The organism is Mesorhizobium album (assembly GCF_033977205.1).
In the GTDB taxonomy this organism is placed as follows: Bacteria; Pseudomonadota; Alphaproteobacteria; order Rhizobiales; family Rhizobiaceae; genus Mesorhizobium; species Mesorhizobium album.
Genome location: NZ_JAVIIW010000054.1, coordinates 1 through 16,497, shown reverse-complemented (window position 1 = coordinate 16,497; position 16,497 = coordinate 1). Strand labels below are relative to the sequence as shown.

The following is a 16,497-nucleotide window of genomic DNA, read 5'->3' as shown; positions in this document are numbered from 1 at the left end:
CAACGCCATCGCGGCTATGCGTTCGCCCCCGGGCTGGTGCCGACGTGCCACGGTGTGCCACGGTTTCCGGCGAGCCTCAACGGCCGAGGCTGCGCGGCGGTTCCACCGGTTTGATCTATCTGGAAAAATCGCTGCGCACGATGCCGTGCCGCTGCAGCTTGTCGTAGAAGGTCTTGCGTGGAATTCCTAGCGCCTCGATCGTGCGGCGGACGTCGCCGTCGTTGCGACCAAGTGTCTCGCGGATGATCTCGGCCTCATAGCGCTCCAGCCGTTCCGGCAAGGGCAGGGAGGCGTCCGAATCTGTCGGCTGAGGGGAGGGGCTGCCACCGATCTCCTCCAGTCCGAGCACGAAGCGCTCGGCGAAATGCGCGAGCTCGCGCACATTGCCCGGCCAGTCATGCTCTCTCAGATGGCGCTGCACGGCGGCGGGCGCTGCGGGCACGGCGCGGTGGAAGCGGGCGGCGGCGCGCTCGGCGAAATAGCCGAACAAGAGCGGCACGTCGTCCCGGCGCTCGCGCAGCGGCGGGATCGAGAGCGTCACCACATTGAGCCGGTAATAAAGGTCCTCGCGGAAAGCCCCGCGCTGGCTCGCGTCTCCGAGATCGACCTTGGCGGCGGCAACGACGCGCAGGTCGACCGGCCGGATTTCGTTGGTGCCGAGCGGCGTCACCTCGCGCATTTCCAATACGCGCAGCATCTGCACCTGCGTCGAAGGCGGCATGCTTTCGATCTCGTCGAGGAACAGCGTGCCGCCGCTCGAATGCTCGATGCGGCCGATCCGCTTCTTCTGCGCGCCGGTGAAGGCGCCGGCCTCGTGGCCGAACAATTCGCTCTCGATCACGGTTTCCGGCAGCGTGCCGCAGTTGAGCGCGACGAAATTGCCCTTGGCGCGGCGGCTCCAGCGGTGCAGCAGGTTCGCGACCACCTCCTTGCCGGAGCCGGTCTCGCCGGTCACCAGCACATCGACATCGGTGTCGGCGATTTGTCTCAGCGTGCGGCGCAGCCGCTCCATCGCCGGCGTCTGGCCGATCAGCGGCAGCCCTTCCTGCGCCTGCTCGGCCGCCTCGCGCAGGGCGCGGTTCTCCATCACCAAACGGCGCTTTTCCGCCGCCCGCCACACGCTCTGGGCCAGCCGGTCGGAGGCAAAAGGCTTGGTGATGAAGTCATAGGCGCCATCCTTGATCGCCTTGACCGCCATCGCGATGTCGCCATGCCCGGTGATGAGGATGACGGGAATGTCCGGATCGAGATCGACCACGTGGTCGAACAGCTGCAGGCCATCCATTTCGGGCATGCGGATATCCGACACCACGACGCCGGCAAAGCCGGCATCGAGGCCGGCAAGTGCTTCGCTTGCCGAGGCAAAAGCAGACACAGCAAAGCCGGCGAGCTCCAGCGTCTGTCTTGTCGCCTTGAGCAGGTCGCTGTCGTCATCGATCAGGATGACCGGATTGCCGTTCGTCATGTCGGGCCAGCCTTCGAGAGATGGATGGTGAAGCGGGTGCCGTTGCCGCTGCTTGCCACGTCGATGCGGCCGCCATAATCGGCGACGATATCTTTCGAGATGACAAGGCCGAGCCCAAGCCCCCTGTCCTTAGACGTGTTGAACGGTGTGAACAGCGATTTCAGGATCGCGGGCGGAATGCCCGGCCCGTTGTCCGACACCAGGAGCGCCACGTCGCCGGACGTTTCTGAAGCGGACACTTCGACCCGTGCATCGTCGCGGCCTTCCAGCGCTTCCAGCGCGTTCTGGAACAGGTTGATCAGCACCTGCTCCAGCCGCAGCCGGTTGCCCATCACTTTGAGCGTCGGTGGCGGCAGTGTGATCGCCAGCGCGTCGAGCCGGCCGGCGAAACGGCTTCTGAGCAATACGACCGCGCCCTCGATGACGCCGCGCAGTTCGACCGGCTCGGCGGCGGTACGGCCCTTGCGGGCGAAGGCTTTCAGTTCCTCGGTGATGGTTCCGATGCGCTCGGTAAGCGCCGCAATGGCGCCGAGATTCTCTTCCGCCGGTGCCGACTGCTTGCGCTCCAGGAAGACGCGCGCATTGTCGGCATAGGCGCGGATCGTCGCCACCGGCTGGTTGATCTCATGCGCGACGCCGGCTGCGACCTGTCCGAGGGTCGCAAGGCGGTTGGCCTGCACCAGCTCCTGCTGCATGACCTGGAGTCTCGCCTCGGTGCTGCGGTGATCGGCGATCTCGGCCTGCAGGCGGTCGCGCGCCAGGCTGAGATCCTGCGTGCGCTCGACGACGCGGCGTTCGAGCTCTGCGCGCGCCGCCTGCTCGGCGGCGATCCGCATCTGCGCGGATTGCCGGCGCCAAAGGAGAAAGCCGGCGAGAGCAATGAGCGGGACAAGGACGCCGAGTGCCAACAGCCGCATTTCGCGCTGGGCCGAGGCGATCGGCGCTTCCGCGGGGACGAGATAGTCGAGCCGCCACGGTGTGGAGGGCACGGCCGTCGACAGCCGCAGATATTCCGCATCGCTGCCGCCGGGCGTGATGGCATGGACCAGCGCGACATCGGCGCTGAGCGTTTGCGGCTTGGTGATCGGCAACGGCACCAGCGGCGCGCCGCCGAACTGGTGGCTGGCGCGGATGCCGGCAAGCACCGGCTGGCCAAGCGGCGCGGTCGTCATGAAGCGCCAGGAGGGCACACTGGTGACCAGCACCACGCCATGCTCGTCGCTGACATAGGCCGGGCGGTTTGCTTCGTGCCAGTCGGACTCGAGCTGGTCGAATTCCATCTTGACCACGACGACGCCGAGCGGCGCCGCGGCGGTGCCGACGCGGCGCGAGATGTAGAGACCCGGACGCTTGCTGGTGTTGCCGAGCGCGAAATACTCGGCGGTGCCGGACTGCATGGCGCCGGAGAAATAGGCGCGAAAACCATAGTCGTTGCCGACGAAGCTCACCGGCTCGCGCCAGTTGCTAGAAGCGATCGCAAAGCCGTCCGTGCCGGTGACGTAGAGCACCGAGGCCTTGGTGCCGGAGACCAGCCCTTCGAGCTTGCGGTTGAGCACGTCGATCGCAGCGGGGCTGCGCACAGTCAGCGCGTCATGCACCTGCTGGTCCTCGGACAGAAGCAGCGGCAGCGCGCGCGGATTTTCCAGCACCGCGCGCAGTAGCGCGACCTTGAGATTGGCGTCGGTGCGCCCTTGCGTGGTGAGCGCCTCGATCTCGGTCGTACGCCCGTAGAGGCCGGCGCCATAGAGCGCCGCGAGCACGATGAGCAGCGCCACCGCGGCAAACAGCAGCCAGGCACGGCGCGCGCGACCCGCAAGCAGTTCGGGCGGCAGGGCAGCGGCGGGGCGTTGCAGCATGCCGCATTTGTGCATGATTTCGCACAAAGCACAATTCGACTTATGCGGATTGCCGCACTGTCGATCCTGACGATACGCGTTGTTGGATCGAAAACCCGTTGAAAATCAATGGAAAGGTGGGTTTCGCCGAATCTGGCACGTCCGTTGCAAATGCATCCGCAGCAGCCGCGAGGCTGTGGAGGTCAACTGCCCTGGGAGGTCGAGCTTCTCGATCGGGGCTGAACGGAGGACATTATGCAGACGGCAATCGCCGCCGCGGAACCGCGCGGCAAAATTCCCTTTTACCGGCATCTTTACGTGCAGGTCCTGGCGGCGATCGCCGCCGGCATCCTGCTCGGCCATTTCTATCCCGATATCGGCGCCTCGCTGAAGCCGCTTGGTGATGCCTTCATCAAGCTGGTCAAGATGGTGATCGCGCCGGTGATCTTCCTCACCGTCGCCACCGGCATCGCCGGCGTCTCGGACCTGCACAAGGTCGGCCGCGTCGCCGGCAAGGCGATGATCTATTTCCTCGTCTTCTCGACATTGGCGCTCGTCGTCGGCCTGGTCGTCTCCAACGTCATTCAGCCTGGCGCCGGCATGCATGTCAATCCTGCGACGCTCGACGCCTCGAAGGTCTCGACCTTCACCGACAAGGCGCATGACACGACGATCGTCGGCTTCCTGATGAACATCATCCCCGACACCATCACCGGCGCCTTCGCCCAGGGCGATATCCTGCAGGTGCTGTTCTTCTCGGTGCTGTTCGGCGTGGCGCTGGCGCTTGTCGGCGAGCGCGGCCGCCCGGTGGTCGATTTCCTGCAGGCGCTGACCGCGCCGATCTTCCGCCTCGTCGCCATCCTGATGAAGGCGGCTCCGATTGGTGCCTTCGGCGCCATGGCGTTTACCGTCGGCAAATACGGCATCGGCACGATCGCTAACCTCGCCATGCTGATCGGCACCTTCTATCTCACGTCGCTGCTCTTCGTGCTGGTCGTGCTGGGCGCGGTCGCATGGTGGAACGGCTTCTCCATCCTGGCGCTGATCCGCTACATCAAGGAAGAACTGCTCCTGGTCCTTGGCACGTCATCGTCGGAGGCAGCGCTTCCCGGCCTGATGGCCAAGATGGAGCGCGCCGGCTGCAACCGCTCGGTGGTCGGGCTGGTCATCCCGACCGGCTATTCCTTCAACCTCGACGGCACCAACATCTACATGACGCTGGCAGCACTTTTCATCGCCCAGGCGACCGACACGCCGCTCACCTTCGGCGACCAGATCCTGCTTTTGCTGGTTGCCATGCTGAGCTCCAAGGGCGCTGCCGGCATCACCGGCGCCGGCTTCATCACGCTTGCCGCCACACTCTCGGTCGTGCCCTCGGTGCCGGTCGCCGGCATGGCGCTGATCCTCGGCGTCGACCGCTTCATGTCGGAATGCCGCGCGCTCACCAACTTCGTCGGCAACGCTGTCGCGACCATCGTCGTGGCGCGCTGGGAAGGCGAGCTCGACCAGAAGCAATTCGCCGCCGCCATGGCCGGCCAATTGCCGGAAGAGGCAGACTTGTCGCTGTCTGGCCTGCAGCCAGCCTGACCCGTTAGCATCCTCCCGAGCCTGGACAGGCCGTGGCTCCGCCGCGGCCTGTTCATTTTGCCGGCCGCCGCATAGGGTGGCGCCGGCCGGCATCCTTGTCGGCGGCGCATTCAAGCGTGAGGGTCGGCGAATGAGCAGCGCGTTTCCCGAAATCTACCTTGTCCGTCACGGCGAGACGGGATGGAGCGCTTCGGGCAGGCATACCGGCCGCACCGATATCCCGCTGACCGCAAAGGGCGAAGAAGCCGCGCGCGGGATTGTGGACCGCCTCACGGGCCTGACCTTCCAGGCGGTCTGGTCGAGCCCATCGCAGCGCGCCTTCGACACCTGCCGGCTCGCAGGCTTCGGCGAGCACGTGGTGAAGAAGCCGGATCTGCAGGAATGGGATTACGGCGCCTATGAAGGCATGACGAGCAATGACATCCTTGCCGGGCGCCCCGGCTGGCGGCTGTTTCGCGACGGCTGTCCAAATGGCGAGACGGCCGCCGATGTCGGCGCCAGGGCCGACGCGATCATCGCCGGACTTCGCGCTGTCGCCGGCAATGTGCTGATATTTTCAAGCGCGCATTTCCTGCGCGTGCTTGCGGCACGCTGGGTCGGCCTGCCGCCGGAAGGCGGCACGTATCTCGTGCTCGACACCGCGAGCCTCAGCGTCCTCGGCTATGAGCACGACCTGACCGAGCCGGTCATCCGCAGGTGGAACCAGAAGTAGCGATCGCGGCCTCCCCCCTCATCCGGCCGCTTCGCGGCCACCTTCTCCCCGAGGGGAGAAGAGGCTGGCGTCCGCGCTGACGAGTTCCTCTCTCCATCGGGGAGAGGTCGCATTGCGCCGAATTGCCCTTGCAATTCGGCTGGCAATCCGGGTGAGGGGGAATGCCTCGCGCCTTAGGCTGCCAGCATCGCCAATTCCTCGGCTGTCAGGTGCCGGGCCTTGCCTTTCGCCAGATCTCCGAGCTGCAAGGCGCCGATCGCTACCCGCACCAGCCGGAGCACCTCGATGTCGAAAGCGCCGAGCAGGCGGCGGATCTGGCGGTTGCGGCCCTCGTCGAGCACGATCTCCAGCCACGCCGTGCGCCCGCCGCTGCGCAAGAGTTCGATCGAGCTTGCCGTCAGCAATTCGCCATCGACGATGGCGCCTGCGCGAAACCGCTCGAGCATCGCTTCGTTGGGCGCGGAAGCGATCTGCACATGATAGGTCTTGGCGACATGCGAGGCTGGATCGAGCAAGCCGTTCGCCCAGCGCGTATCGTTGGTCATCAAGAGCAGGCCTTCGCTCGCCTTGTCGAGGCGGCCGACCGGAGACACGAAGGGTAGGTCGAGATCGGCAAGGCAGTCATAGACCGTGCCGCGTCCTTGGGGATCGTCGCGGGTGGCCACCAGCCCGCGCGGCTTGTTGAGCATCAGGTAGACCTTGCGCTCGGCGACGACGCGCTCGCCGTCGACGGTGACGCGGTCGCGGTCGAGATCGATGCGCAGCGCCGGGTCGCGGGCGACCTTGCCCGCCACGCGCACGCGCCCCTCGGCGATCAGCAGCTCGGCCTGCTTGCGCGAGCACTGCCCGAGCTTCGACAGCGCCCTGTTGAGGCTGACTTTTGCGGCCGAGCCGCCTTGCTTGGATTCTCGCCGCGCGGGGATGGGCTTGCGTGTCATTCCCGCGCAGATGCCATGCATGGCAAGGGTCGTGCAAGCGACGCCTCAAATCGTGGCAGCGCGATTGCATCTACGCGATTCCGAACGGAGGCCGCTGCGCATCATGCCTGGAATTGCTTTTTAGAACTTCAAATTGAGGCTGCCCTTGATGATGCGGCCCCCGCAAAAGATTGCATGCCGGCGAGAACCACATGTCGATCCTGCCGGTGACGGTCACCTGCGCGGTGCAGGCAGCATTTCGGGTGAAGTAGGATGCCGGCCTTTGCAGGCGCGAGCAGGGCGGCCTGATCGCGACGAAGTCATGGTTCCGGCGGCGAGCTCAGCCGCCGGTAAGCGACGCCGTCGAAGGTCGCCGTCGCGAAGCTCTTGACCGACATCTTGCGTTTGCGCCCGTCGCTGCAGGCATAGACCGGCCAGCCGGCCTCGCTGCATTCGCTTGCGAGGCAGATGCGGGCAAGGCAGTTCCCGACCGTCAGCCGGAAGCCGCCCTTGCCGGCGAAGCCCTGCAGAAGGCTGCCGTCGGCCGAGCGCCACGTCCGCTGGCGAAACTCCGGCCGCAAGGCCGAGGGTTCGAGAGGGGCGGCGAGGTTGGCCGTGCCGGTACGCGCCATGAGCTGAAGACGGTAGCGGGCCATTCCGGTCGCATAGGCGGTCACAAGGTCGGACTCAGCAAAATAGGCGGCCGTCAGACCGGAGTTGTCAAGCAGATGATGCAGTCGCTCGCCTGCTTCCGTTGGCCCCACCAGGGCGACAAGGGCGACAAAAGCCAGGCAAGCGCGCAACATCTCGTTTTCCAGCAGCCATGCATATCCGGCCTGCCAGCGCCCCCGGCTGCCTTCCATACCATCCCGCCAATCGCCCTCAGGCGCAAGATCAGGCGTGGTTTCCCATTCGAGCCAAGCATCTGGCCTGGTCGCGCGGCCGGCCGAGCTCCTCGTAGCGGCCGGCTGCCTCCTCGAAGGCTGCGAGCGCTCGAACCTCCTTCTTCTGCGCCCGCCGTTGTACGCCGCGCGCTTCCCAAAGTGCGGCCGCCCATGGCCCGCCATGCCACATGCCCGCGATGCGCTCGGCCTCGTTGAGGCGGCGCTCGACCTGTTCGAGCTCGCCCGCTTCGGCAAGAGCGATTGCCGACGCGGTGCGCAGCGCCATCGAGCAGGGCTGGCAGGCGCCGGGAGTGAGCAGCCGGTCGCCGGCGAGGATCTCTTCCGCCACCATCTTGGGCGTCGATGCCGCCCGCACGGCGAGCGCCTGCATGCGCATGATGAGATGCGGCGACAGCCAGGAACGCTCGGCATCGGCGAGGCCGCGCTGGATGAGCCGGCTGGCGCGCCACTTCTGCCCGCGCTCCAGCGCGATCTCGGCCAGCCGCTCGATGGCCAACACACGGCCGGCGACCGCGTCCGCCTCGAGCAGCAGCCGCTCGGCCTCGGTGAGGAAGCGCTCGGCCTCGTCGAGCTCTCCCGAAAACAGGGCCGCCTCGCCGAGCAGCAGGCAGGCGAGCCCGCGGCCGGCGCTTGAAGCCGCTTCCTCGGCCACTGTGAGCAGCTCCCGCGCCAGCCCCGCCACTTCGGCATGGCCCTTGGCGCTGCACAGGCAGAACTCGGACAGGCAGAGGTGACCATCGAAGACATGCTGCACGAAGGCCGGCCTTGCGCGGACCCATTCGATGAACTCGGAGCGGAACAGCTTCGGCCACTCGGCGCGCATCATCGAGGCGATGCCCAGAAGCGCGCTCGCCTCGCCGACCTCGCGCGGCAGGTCGGCTCCGAGCGCGAGGTCGCGCGTCTGCCTGGCGATCTCGCTCGCTTTGTCGAACTCGCCACTTTGCAGGTGCACCAGGCCCCAGGCAAGCGACGTGCGGACGCGCTCGGTGGGGCTGACCGTATCGGCGCCGGAAAGCGCCAGCGCCTTTTCGTAAAGCGCGATGGTCGCGGCACTCGGCCCGACGCCGAGCTCGGCATGCAGATTGCCGCGCAGCTGGTTGAACTGGCGGATCGCCTCGACCCGGTTGCCCGCATCGAGTGCGGCCTGCATCAGCGCGCATTGTGCCTGCTCGTCGGCCGGATCGAGCGCGATCAGCCGCTGCCACAGCTCGCCGGCGCGCAACAGGTCGCTGTAGCGCTGGTGCAGCTGCGCGCGCGGCGCGTCGAGCCATTCGACGAAAATGTCGTCTGGCAGCAGGCTGCCGCCATAGAGATCGGCGGCGCGCTCGTAGGCGTTTTTGTCGCTGTCGCGCAGCGCAGCCTTAGCGGCCGTCTCGAAGCTTTCGGCATCGATCTCGAGTTCGGCGTTGGGCGCAAGCGCGACGATATCGTTGCTGACCTCGATCAGCTCGTGGATGCCGAGCGTGCGGCGGGCGAAGTAGATGGCCTTGCGCAGGCTGGTGGCTGCAGCCTCAGGGTCGGCGTCGGGCCAGAAAATCTCCATCGCCTGTTCGCGGTGGATGCGATGGCCGGGCTTGAGCGCAAGCAGCTTGATGAGCGCCGCGGCGCGGTCCCGCCGCCAGTCGGCCGCCGGGATCGGCCGGCCATCGACACTGACGGCGAAGCGGCCGAGCAGATGGATCGAAACGCGCATGAACGCACCATCGGGAGCAAGGTCGGACGCCGTCACCAGCCTGGGGACGCCGGGGAACGCTGGCGGAACACAGATTTCCTAATATGCCCTTGCAATCTAATTCCAACCGGAAAGGAACGCAAACATGTCACTCCGTATCGCAGACGTTGCTCCCGACTTCACCGCCGAGACGACTGAAGGCCCGATGTCCTTCCACGAATGGCTCGGCAAGGACTGGGGCATCCTGTTCTCGCATCCTAAGGACTACACGCCAGTCTGCACCACCGAGCTCGGCTACATGGCGCATCTCAAGCCCGAGTTCGACAAGCGCGGCGTCAAGGTCATCGGCTTGTCCGTCGACCCGGTCGAGAAGCATGCCGGCTGGGCCAAGGACATCGCCGAGACGCAAGGGATCGCACCGAACTTCCCGATGATCGGCGACCCGACGCTCGCCATCTCGCAGCTCTACGACATGCTGCCGGCTTCGGCAGGCAACAGTGCCGATGGCCGCACCGCCGCCGATAACCAGACGGTGCGCAATGTCTACGTCATTGGCCCGGACAAGAAGATAAAGCTCGTCATATCCTACCCGATGACGACGGGCCGCAACTTCGACGAGGTGCTGCGCGTGGTGGACTCCCTGCAATTGACGGCCAAGCACCGCCTTGCGACGCCGGTCAACTGGCAGCCCGGCGAAGACGTCATCATCGCGGGTTCGGTGTCGAACGATGAGGCCAAGCAGCTCTATCCGCAGGGCTGGAAGGAACCGAAGCCTTACATCCGCATCGTGCCGCAGCCTGTGCTGACCTGACAGGCAGGCTTGGGTGGCGGGCATCGGCGGCGAGGGCAGGGAGAGACGCGTCCTCGCCGCCAATGCAAAGCAATGAGCGAATTCAATCCGGCGCCTCAGCATGGCGCCAAGACGTGGGGAACCAAGATGAGCACTGCAAACAAACCGCGCATCGTCATCCTCGGGGCAGGCTTTGGCGGCCTGGAACTGACGACGCTGCTGTCCGAGGCGATGGGCGACGGCATCGACGTCACGCTCATCGACAAAAGCGACGCCTTCGTATTCGGCTTTTCGAAGCTCGACGTAATGTTCGGCTTGAAGGCGCCGGAGGCGGTGCGCCTGCCGTACAACAGCTACGCCAAGCCGGGCGTGCGCCTGCTGAAGCGCACCGTCACCGCGATAGACCCGGAAAGGCGCCGGGTCACCACCGATGACGGCGTCTACGATGCCGACTACCTGATCGTGGCGCTTGGCGCCGAATATGATTTCGACGCCACGCCTGGGCTGTCGGGAACCAATGAGTTCTATTCGGTTGCCGGCGCGGAGCGGCTTCGCGACGTGCTTCCCACTTTCAAGAACGGCAAGGCGATGGTCGGCGTCTGCGGCGCACCCTACAAATGCCCGCCGGCACCAAGCGAATGCGTGCTGATGCTGCATGATTATCTGGCGCGACAGGGTGTGCGCGAGGTCTGCGAGATATCGCTGGTACTGCCGCTCGGCAGTCCGGTACCGCCATCGCCCGACACATCGAGGGCATTGCTTGCCGCCTTCGCCGAGCGCGATATCAGGTTCATCCCGAGCCGTCGTGTCGCCTCTGTCGACAACGCACGCAACATCGCGGTGCTCGACGACGGCACGGAGATGCCCTTCGATCTCTTTCTCGGCGTTCCCAAGCACCGTGTCCCGCCGGTGGTGCTGGAAAGCGGCATGGCGGAGAACGGCTGGATCCCGGTCAATCCGCGCACGCTCGAAACGAAGTATGAGAACGTCTACGCCGTCGGCGACGGCGCCAATACCGGCACGCCCAAGGCCGGCGTGTTTGCCGAGGGTGCCGCGCGCGCCGTCGCCAGCGCGCTCGTCGCAAAGCTGCGCAGGAGCGGCAGCGGCACGCTCTATGACGGCTTCGGGACCTGCTACATCGAATTCGGCGGCGGCCGCATCGGCAAGGTCGAGGTCGATTTCTTTTCGGGCCCCGCGCCGACCGGCAACTATTACGAGCCCTCGGTGGCGCTGCGCGCCGACAAGGATAAATTCGGTTCGAGCCGACGGTCGCGCTGGTTCGGCTTGTGAAAAGAAGACAGCGAAGCGTTGGGTGGCTCGGGGCGCGGCTGTCGCGGGAGAAGCCCCGCCGGCAATCCGGACACGCCCTGTCAGCGCTGCTCAGCCGTTGGCAGAGGGCGGCAGCTCGAACAGGGTGGCGCCGTTCTCTCGGCCTCGCTCGACATAGCCGATGATCCGGAACCATCTCGCGACGTCGGGTCCATGGAGCCAGCTGCGCGAGTGTACGGGAAGGTTGCCGGCGAGTGCCTGGATGTGGCGGATATGGCGCTTGCAGAAGCGGACGGTGGCCGCCCTGAAGAAGTCCTCCTGCGCGGCAAACAGGGTGTCGGCCGCGTCGGCGTGCTCATGCCAGGCGATGATGGCGACGGCCTTGTCGCCTTCGACCAGCGCATGCGCCCGGCCTTCCTTCAGGTTCATCATCAGATTGTCGTAAGCGGCCTTACTGTCCTTGCCGGCCGCCAGGTACTCGTCCGACATTCGTTTGGACAGGTCGCGGAAAACATCCTCGAGGTCTCCGACCGTCGCTGCGCGTGCTCTCATTTCTCCTCCTGAAAGCCCGGCGGGCAGTTTGCCCTATCGATGGGGGATAACCAAGCAAATGAAATCCGCCATCGGCCCAAGGCTCGCAAAAATGCATTTCACCCGGCAGCGATGGCCGGTGCCGAAGTCATGCGGACACCGGCTGACTTTCGCGGGACGAAGCAGAATGACTCCGCCGCCTGCCGCCCAAAGGCGTCGTTGGCCAATCGCTGCCAGATCCTCCACCGGATATAGGCCGGCACGTGGATCATGAAATAGGGCGTTCGCCAGTAAACAGAAGCCTGCTTCAAAGGCGAAGACCGATCTTCATGTCTACTTCACGCCAATGCCCGCGGTCAGGCCGCCGTCTATTTTGTAATCCGCGCCGGTGCAGAAGCTCGCTTTCGACGAGCACAGAAAGGCGATGAGCTCCGCCACTTCCTCCGGTTCGCCGATGCGGCCAAGCGGATGCGCCGCGCCGAAGCGTCTGTAGGCTTCCTCGACATCGGCGTCGCTGCCGTTTTCGCCACGCGCGGCCTTCTCCAGGATCGGCGTGCGGATCGAGCCCGGGCTGACCGAATTGACCCGGATGCCGGCCGCAGCATAGTCGAGCGCCAGCGAACGCGTCAGCGTATGGATGGCGCCCTTGGTCGTGGCATAGGCGGCGACGTTCTGCTGACAGGCGAACCCCTGCACCGAGGCGACGTTGACGATGGCGCCGCCGCCGCGCTTGATCATTTCGGGGATGCCGAAATGCGCCGTCAGGTAGATCGAACCGACATTGACCGTCATCGTCCGGTTCCAGGTTTCCCAGTCGGTCGTCGTGGTGGTTCCATAGGGATGGACCGCCGCCGAATTGACGATGACATCGAGGCCGCCGAAGCGGTCGACGCCGGCCGCGACGGCGTCGCGGACCTGGTCGGAAACGGACACGTCGGTGTCCATGACAAGCACGCCGGCTTCGGAGCTTTCCAGTTCCGCTCTCATCGCCGCATTGGCCGCGCGGTCGATGCCGCAGGCTATGATCGCGGCACCGCCTGCCGCAAGGCGCCTGGCGGTTGCGAGGCCAATTCCGGTCGTCCCGGTCACCAGGGCCACCTTGCCGTTGAAATCCTTCATCGCGGAAACTCCTTCAGTCACGTGGCGGAAGCCGGCTCTTCCGGCAGGAATCGCAGGGCGAAATCGAGATGGCGGCTCATCAGGTAGGCATAGGCCAGCCTGTCGCGTGCGCGGAGTGCTGCGATGATCTCGCCATGCGCGGCGCGGGTGTCGGCCAGCACCGGCCGCATTTCCTTGCCGATGGTCATGATCCGCAAGATCACCGGGGAAAGGAAGGAATAGATATCCGTCAGCATGCGGTTGTCGGCCAGTCCGATCAGCGCCATGTGGAAATTGAAATCATTCTCGGCTGCCTCCTCGATCGAGCAGCTCTCGAGGATCCGGGCGTTGATCGCGTCGAGCGCCTCGATCTGTTCGCTCGTGGCATTGAGCACGATGTGGTCGCCGATGCCGACTTCGATGATGCGCCTAAAACCCTGGATGTCGGCGAAGGACGAGCGCGAGACATCCATGTGCGCGGCGAAGAAATTCTGGATAGCGATGCTCTGCCCGTCGGCCAGGACGGCGCCGACGCGGGGTTTGGGTTCGATCAGCCCATAGGTGCGGATGGTGCGCAGCGCCTCGCGCACCGTGTTGCGGCTGGCGCCGGTGATTTCGCTGAGCTCGCGCTCCGTCGGCAGCACGTCGCCGACATTCAATTGCCGCGCGCGGATGAGGTCGAGGATCCGCCCCGCCGCGGCGTCGACCGCGGACCTGCCGCCGGCGCGGCGGCGGGCGGCATTGTCGCGCACGGCCTGAGCGTTTTCCAATGACGTTCCTTCCGAATTGTTGGACCAACATATCGTAAGATTTGAGGAAAACAACCGACTTCGGCCTCTTGTCGAGTTTTTCCAGGCCGACAGCGTCGGCGAGTGCCGCAATTTTTAATTTGACTCCCATTGTGGTCCAACAATAAGTTGCCGCTCTCTCTCGAAAAGGAAAGCGGCAATGGAACAATGCTGGCGTTGGTATGGTCCGGACGATCCGGTGACACTCGATCACGTCAAGCAGGCGGGTGCGACCGGCGTCGTCTCTGCCCTGCACGCCATCTATGACGGGCGCGCCTGGCCGCTGGAAAACATCCTGGAGCGCAAGCGGGTCATCGAGGCGGCGGGGCTGACATGGTCGGTCGTCGAGAGCATTCCCGTCCACAATTCGATCAAGATCGGCTCGCCTGAACGGCTCCGTTATGTCGGCTTCTACAAGGACACCATCCGCGCGCTGGCCAAGGCCGGCATCGCGACGATCTGCTACAATTTCATGCCCGTGGTCGACTGGACCCGCACGGATCTGGCGTACCGCCTTCCGACGACGGGTTATGCGCTGCGCTTCGACGCCATCGATTTCGCGGCTTACGACCTGTTCGTGCTGAAGCGCACGAACGCCGAAGCCGGCTACACGTCGGCCCGCATCGCCGAAGCGGAAACGCGGCTGAAGGAGCTCGGCGAGGAGAAGATCGACAGGATCGAGCGCAACCTGATCGCCGGCCTGCCCGCCACCGAGCGCAGTTACGACCGCGACAGTTTTCGCGAGGCCTTGGCCGAATACGACGCAATCGGGCCGCAGGAATTGCGCGACAACCTCGCCTGGTTCCTGCGCGAGATCATCCCGGTGTCCGAACAGGAAGGGGTGCGCATGTGCATCCATCCCGACGATCCGCCCTTCTCGCTCTATGGCTTGCCGCGCATCGTTTCGACGGCCGAGGATGCGCGCTTCATCCTCGATGCCGTCGACAGCCCTGCCAACGGCCTGACCTTCTGCACCGGCTCTTACGGCACGCGCGCCGACAACGACATCGTCGCCATGGTCAAGGAGTTCGCCGGCCGCATCCATTTCGTCCACCTGCGCAACGTCACCATCGAGGAGGATGGCTCCTTCCATGAAGCCGAGCATCTCGAGGGCGGCACTGACATGGCGCATGTCGTCCTCGCTCTAATGCAGGAGGAGGCGCGCCGTCGGAAGGAAGGCCGCGCCGACTGGCGCATTCCGATGCGGCCGGACCACGGACATCTGCTCGCCGACGATATCGGCAAGACCAGGATCAATCCCGGTTACTCGCTGATCGGCCGGCTGAAGGGCCTCGCCGAACTGCGCGGCATCATGCGGGCCGTCGAGCGGTTCGGGCTGGCTTGAGATTGCCGGGCTGCGGCGAGGATCGCAATTTTGCGCGTCGGCTACGGATGGCTTTCTGCTCGGCATCGCCTTCGACAGTGCCGGCAATTGTCTCGCCTGCGATCGCAGGCATGCCGTGATCTTTCGCCGGGACGTCACGACAGGTCACTTCCGCGGGCATCAGCGTGCGATTGCGCACACGGGCGCTCATCAGGAAGGTCCGCCTCGAAGGGAAGGAAGACACCTATCCGGGAGAATTGTCGGGGGGCCAGCAGCAGCGTGTCGCCATTGCGCGCTCGCTCGCCATGCGCCCGGATTTGATGCTGTTCGACGAGGTGACGGCGGTGCTTGACCCCGAGACCGTCAAGGAGGTGCTCGTCACCATACGCGAACTGGCACGCGAAGGGATGACGTGTATCCTGGTCACCCACGAGATGGGTTTCGCGCGCGAGATCGCCAACCGCATCTATTTCACCGATCAAGGCGTCATCGTGGAGCACGGCTCGCCGCAGGAAATATTGGACCGCCCGCGGGAGGCGCGGACGAAGGCATTCCTCGAACAGGTGCTGTAATCGTCTCGTCATGGCACGCGGTTGTCCTGACACGCATAGGGGCGTCCGCCCGCACGATCAGGTCAGGGTGGCAAGTGATCAGGCAAGCGCCTACTTTAAAGAGGGTCGGTGTCTGTGAGGCGCGGAGGCGCGTATGCGACTCAAAGTCGAAACCCGGCAAGACCGCGACATCGAGGTGCCCCGGAGGTTCTGCCTCAACCGGGTTCAGGTGGATGTCGTCGAGATGGTCGACCAATGGTTCGGTGCCGATTACCGCTACTGCAAGGTCAAGGGCAGCGATGGCGCACTCTACATTCTGCGGTACGACGAACGCCGATCGGAATGGGACCTCACGATGTTTGCAAGCGAACGGGCGCAGGCCGTTGCGGCACAAGCCGGCGGCAGGGCTCGTCCGCCGCGCGTGGCCATGTAACCGCCGTCACAACTGGCCTTGGATGGCAGTGCCGCGCGAAGATGTGGTGTGCGTCGCGCAGCCGGAGGCAGCCCTGTGACGGGTGGCGCTGCTTGGCGTCGATGTCGACCGCACTATCTCCATCACGTCATCGTAGGTGCGGCGCTTGCCGCGTTCGCGGGCACTCGAGCTCTTTTGCCAAGGAGGGCCACGGCTGATGGATATGCAAGGCTCCGTGCGCGATATCATCCTGCAGGTCGAGCACCTGTCGATGAAGTTCGGCGGCCTGGTCGCCATCGGCGACCTGTCCTTCCAGGCCAGGCGCGGCGAGATCACCGCGCTGATCGGCCCGAACGGCGCCGGCAAGACGACGGTGTTCAACTGCATCACCGGCTTCTACAAACCGACCGAAGGCATGATCACGCTCAACAAGCGCAACAGCTCGACCTATCTCCTCGAGCGCCTGCCCAACCACGAGATCCCGGCGCGCGCCAAGGTGGCGCGCACCTTCCAGAACGTCCGCCTGTTCCCAGGCATGACGCTGCTCGAAAACCTTTTGGTCGCCCAGCACAACAAGCTGATGAAGGCCTCCGGCTACACCTTCCTCGGCCTGTTCGGCTTCCCGACCTATCGCCAGGCGT

The 16,497-nt window shown here is 65.2% G+C and carries 15 protein-coding genes and 1 pseudogene; 8 read left to right on the top strand and 8 right to left on the bottom strand.

Annotated features, from left to right (window positions below; genetic code table 11):
• Nucleotides 1-115: 115 nt before the first annotated feature.
• Both RFN28_RS29855 and RFN28_RS29850 read right to left on the bottom strand, forming a co-directional pair.
• Entirely contained in the window at nt 116-1,465 is a 1,350-nt protein-coding gene (locus RFN28_RS29855) for a sigma-54-dependent transcriptional regulator (protein ID WP_320290727.1), read from the bottom strand.
• Nucleotides 1,462-3,321, bottom strand: coding sequence for a sensor histidine kinase (locus tag RFN28_RS29850; RefSeq protein WP_320290726.1), 1,860 nt, complete (start codon nt 3,319-3,321; stop codon nt 1,462-1,464). Before RFN28_RS29850 ends, RFN28_RS29855 begins: the two co-directional genes overlap by 4 nt.
• Nucleotides 3,322-3,555: 234 nt before the next feature.
• On the opposite strand from RFN28_RS29850, the gene RFN28_RS29845 reads away from it, so the two are divergent.
• Together RFN28_RS29845 and RFN28_RS29840 are read left to right on the top strand one after the other, a co-directional pair.
• On the top strand, nt 3,556-4,887 hold the full coding sequence (locus RFN28_RS29845; protein ID WP_320290725.1) for a dicarboxylate/amino acid:cation symporter: 1,332 nt from the start codon (nt 3,556-3,558) through the stop codon (nt 4,885-4,887).
• A gap of 130 nt (nt 4,888-5,017) precedes the next feature.
• The gene (locus RFN28_RS29840) at nt 5,018-5,599 is read left to right on the top strand and encodes a histidine phosphatase family protein (RefSeq protein ID WP_320290724.1); all 582 of its coding nucleotides are present in this window, start codon (nt 5,018-5,020) and stop codon (nt 5,597-5,599) included.
• 173 nt (nt 5,600-5,772) lie between these two features.
• On the opposite strand, the gene RFN28_RS29835 is transcribed toward RFN28_RS29840, so the two are convergent.
• The 3 genes from RFN28_RS29835 to RFN28_RS29825 all read right to left on the bottom strand — a co-directional run bounded on the left by RFN28_RS29835 (nt 5,773) and on the right by RFN28_RS29825 (nt 9,114).
• Nucleotides 5,773-6,537 carry a pseudouridine synthase gene (locus tag RFN28_RS29835; protein ID WP_320290723.1) on the bottom strand — a complete coding sequence of 255 codons (765 nt, stop codon included), beginning with the start codon at nt 6,535-6,537 and terminating at the stop codon, nt 5,773-5,775.
• 299 nt (nt 6,538-6,836) lie between these two features.
• Entirely contained in the window at nt 6,837-7,322 is a 486-nt protein-coding gene (locus RFN28_RS29830; protein WP_320290722.1) for a hypothetical protein, read from the bottom strand.
• Between the two features lie 88 nt (nt 7,323-7,410).
• Nucleotides 7,411-9,114 (bottom strand): AfsR/SARP family transcriptional regulator, encoded by a 1,704-nt coding sequence (locus tag RFN28_RS29825; protein WP_320290721.1) that lies wholly within the window; start codon nt 9,112-9,114, stop codon nt 7,411-7,413.
• A gap of 124 nt (nt 9,115-9,238) precedes the next feature.
• Between RFN28_RS29825 and RFN28_RS29820 the strand changes: the two genes are divergently transcribed.
• Both RFN28_RS29820 and RFN28_RS29815 read left to right on the top strand, forming a co-directional pair.
• Entirely contained in the window at nt 9,239-9,904 is a 666-nt protein-coding gene (locus RFN28_RS29820; RefSeq protein WP_320290720.1) for a peroxiredoxin, read from the top strand.
• A gap of 126 nt (nt 9,905-10,030) precedes the next feature.
• Nucleotides 10,031-11,173: an NAD(P)/FAD-dependent oxidoreductase gene (locus tag RFN28_RS29815; RefSeq protein ID WP_320290719.1), complete on the top strand. Its 1,143-nt coding sequence runs from the start codon at nt 10,031-10,033 to the stop codon at nt 11,171-11,173.
• 90 nt (nt 11,174-11,263) lie between these two features.
• Here the strand turns inward: RFN28_RS29815 and RFN28_RS29810 are convergent, their stop codons facing one another.
• From RFN28_RS29810 to RFN28_RS29800, 3 genes are all read right to left on the bottom strand, one after another.
• Nucleotides 11,264-11,704 carry a hypothetical protein gene (locus RFN28_RS29810; protein WP_320290718.1) on the bottom strand — a complete coding sequence of 147 codons (441 nt, stop codon included), beginning with the start codon at nt 11,702-11,704 and terminating at the stop codon, nt 11,264-11,266.
• A gap of 312 nt (nt 11,705-12,016) precedes the next feature.
• The gene (locus RFN28_RS29805) at nt 12,017-12,802 is read right to left on the bottom strand and encodes a glucose 1-dehydrogenase (RefSeq protein WP_320290717.1); all 786 of its coding nucleotides are present in this window, start codon (nt 12,800-12,802) and stop codon (nt 12,017-12,019) included.
• A 17-nt stretch (nt 12,803-12,819) separates the two neighbouring features.
• Nucleotides 12,820-13,551, bottom strand: coding sequence for a FadR/GntR family transcriptional regulator (locus RFN28_RS29800; RefSeq protein WP_320290716.1), 732 nt, complete (start codon nt 13,549-13,551; stop codon nt 12,820-12,822).
• 178 nt (nt 13,552-13,729) lie between these two features.
• Here RFN28_RS29800 and uxuA point away from each other — a divergent pair, with 178 nt between their 5' ends.
• From uxuA to RFN28_RS29780, 4 genes and pseudogenes are all read left to right on the top strand, one after another.
• A complete protein-coding gene (gene uxuA, locus RFN28_RS29795; protein WP_320290715.1) occupies nt 13,730-14,914 on the top strand; it encodes a mannonate dehydratase in 1,185 nt (394 codons plus the stop codon).
• A gap of 164 nt (nt 14,915-15,078) precedes the next feature.
• Nucleotides 15,079-15,465: pseudogene (locus RFN28_RS29790) on the top strand (ATP-binding cassette domain-containing protein); the annotation flags it as partial.
• A gap of 133 nt (nt 15,466-15,598) precedes the next feature.
• The gene (locus tag RFN28_RS29785; RefSeq protein ID WP_320290714.1) at nt 15,599-15,877 is read left to right on the top strand and encodes a hypothetical protein; all 279 of its coding nucleotides are present in this window, start codon (nt 15,599-15,601) and stop codon (nt 15,875-15,877) included.
• A gap of 196 nt (nt 15,878-16,073) precedes the next feature.
• A partial coding sequence (locus RFN28_RS29780) for an ATP-binding cassette domain-containing protein (RefSeq protein ID WP_320290713.1) occupies nt 16,074-16,497 on the top strand: 424 nt, incomplete at its 3' end.

Coding starts and splice junctions, on each gene's coding strand:
- uxuA (WP_320290715.1), top strand. CDS start 13,730: ATGGAACAATGCTGGCGTTGGTATGGTCCGGACGATCCGGTGACACTC.
- RFN28_RS29825 (WP_320290721.1), bottom strand. CDS start 9,114: ATGCGCGTTTCGATCCATCTGCTCGGCCGCTTCGCCGTCAGTGTCGAT.
- RFN28_RS29850 (WP_320290726.1), bottom strand. CDS start 3,321: ATGCTGCAACGCCCCGCCGCTGCCCTGCCGCCCGAACTGCTTGCGGGT.
- RFN28_RS29820 (WP_320290720.1), top strand. CDS start 9,239: ATGTCACTCCGTATCGCAGACGTTGCTCCCGACTTCACCGCCGAGACG.
- RFN28_RS29805 (WP_320290717.1), bottom strand. CDS start 12,802: ATGAAGGATTTCAACGGCAAGGTGGCCCTGGTGACCGGGACGACCGGA.
- RFN28_RS29785 (WP_320290714.1), top strand. CDS start 15,599: ATGCGACTCAAAGTCGAAACCCGGCAAGACCGCGACATCGAGGTGCCC.
- RFN28_RS29815 (WP_320290719.1), top strand. CDS start 10,031: ATGAGCACTGCAAACAAACCGCGCATCGTCATCCTCGGGGCAGGCTTT.
- RFN28_RS29845 (WP_320290725.1), top strand. CDS start 3,556: ATGCAGACGGCAATCGCCGCCGCGGAACCGCGCGGCAAAATTCCCTTT.
- RFN28_RS29830 (WP_320290722.1), bottom strand. CDS start 7,322: ATGTTGCGCGCTTGCCTGGCTTTTGTCGCCCTTGTCGCCCTGGTGGGG.
- RFN28_RS29835 (WP_320290723.1), bottom strand. CDS start 6,537: ATGACACGCAAGCCCATCCCCGCGCGGCGAGAATCCAAGCAAGGCGGC.
- RFN28_RS29855 (WP_320290727.1), bottom strand. CDS start 1,465: ATGACGAACGGCAATCCGGTCATCCTGATCGATGACGACAGCGACCTG.
- RFN28_RS29810 (WP_320290718.1), bottom strand. CDS start 11,704: ATGAGAGCACGCGCAGCGACGGTCGGAGACCTCGAGGATGTTTTCCGC.
- RFN28_RS29840 (WP_320290724.1), top strand. CDS start 5,018: ATGAGCAGCGCGTTTCCCGAAATCTACCTTGTCCGTCACGGCGAGACG.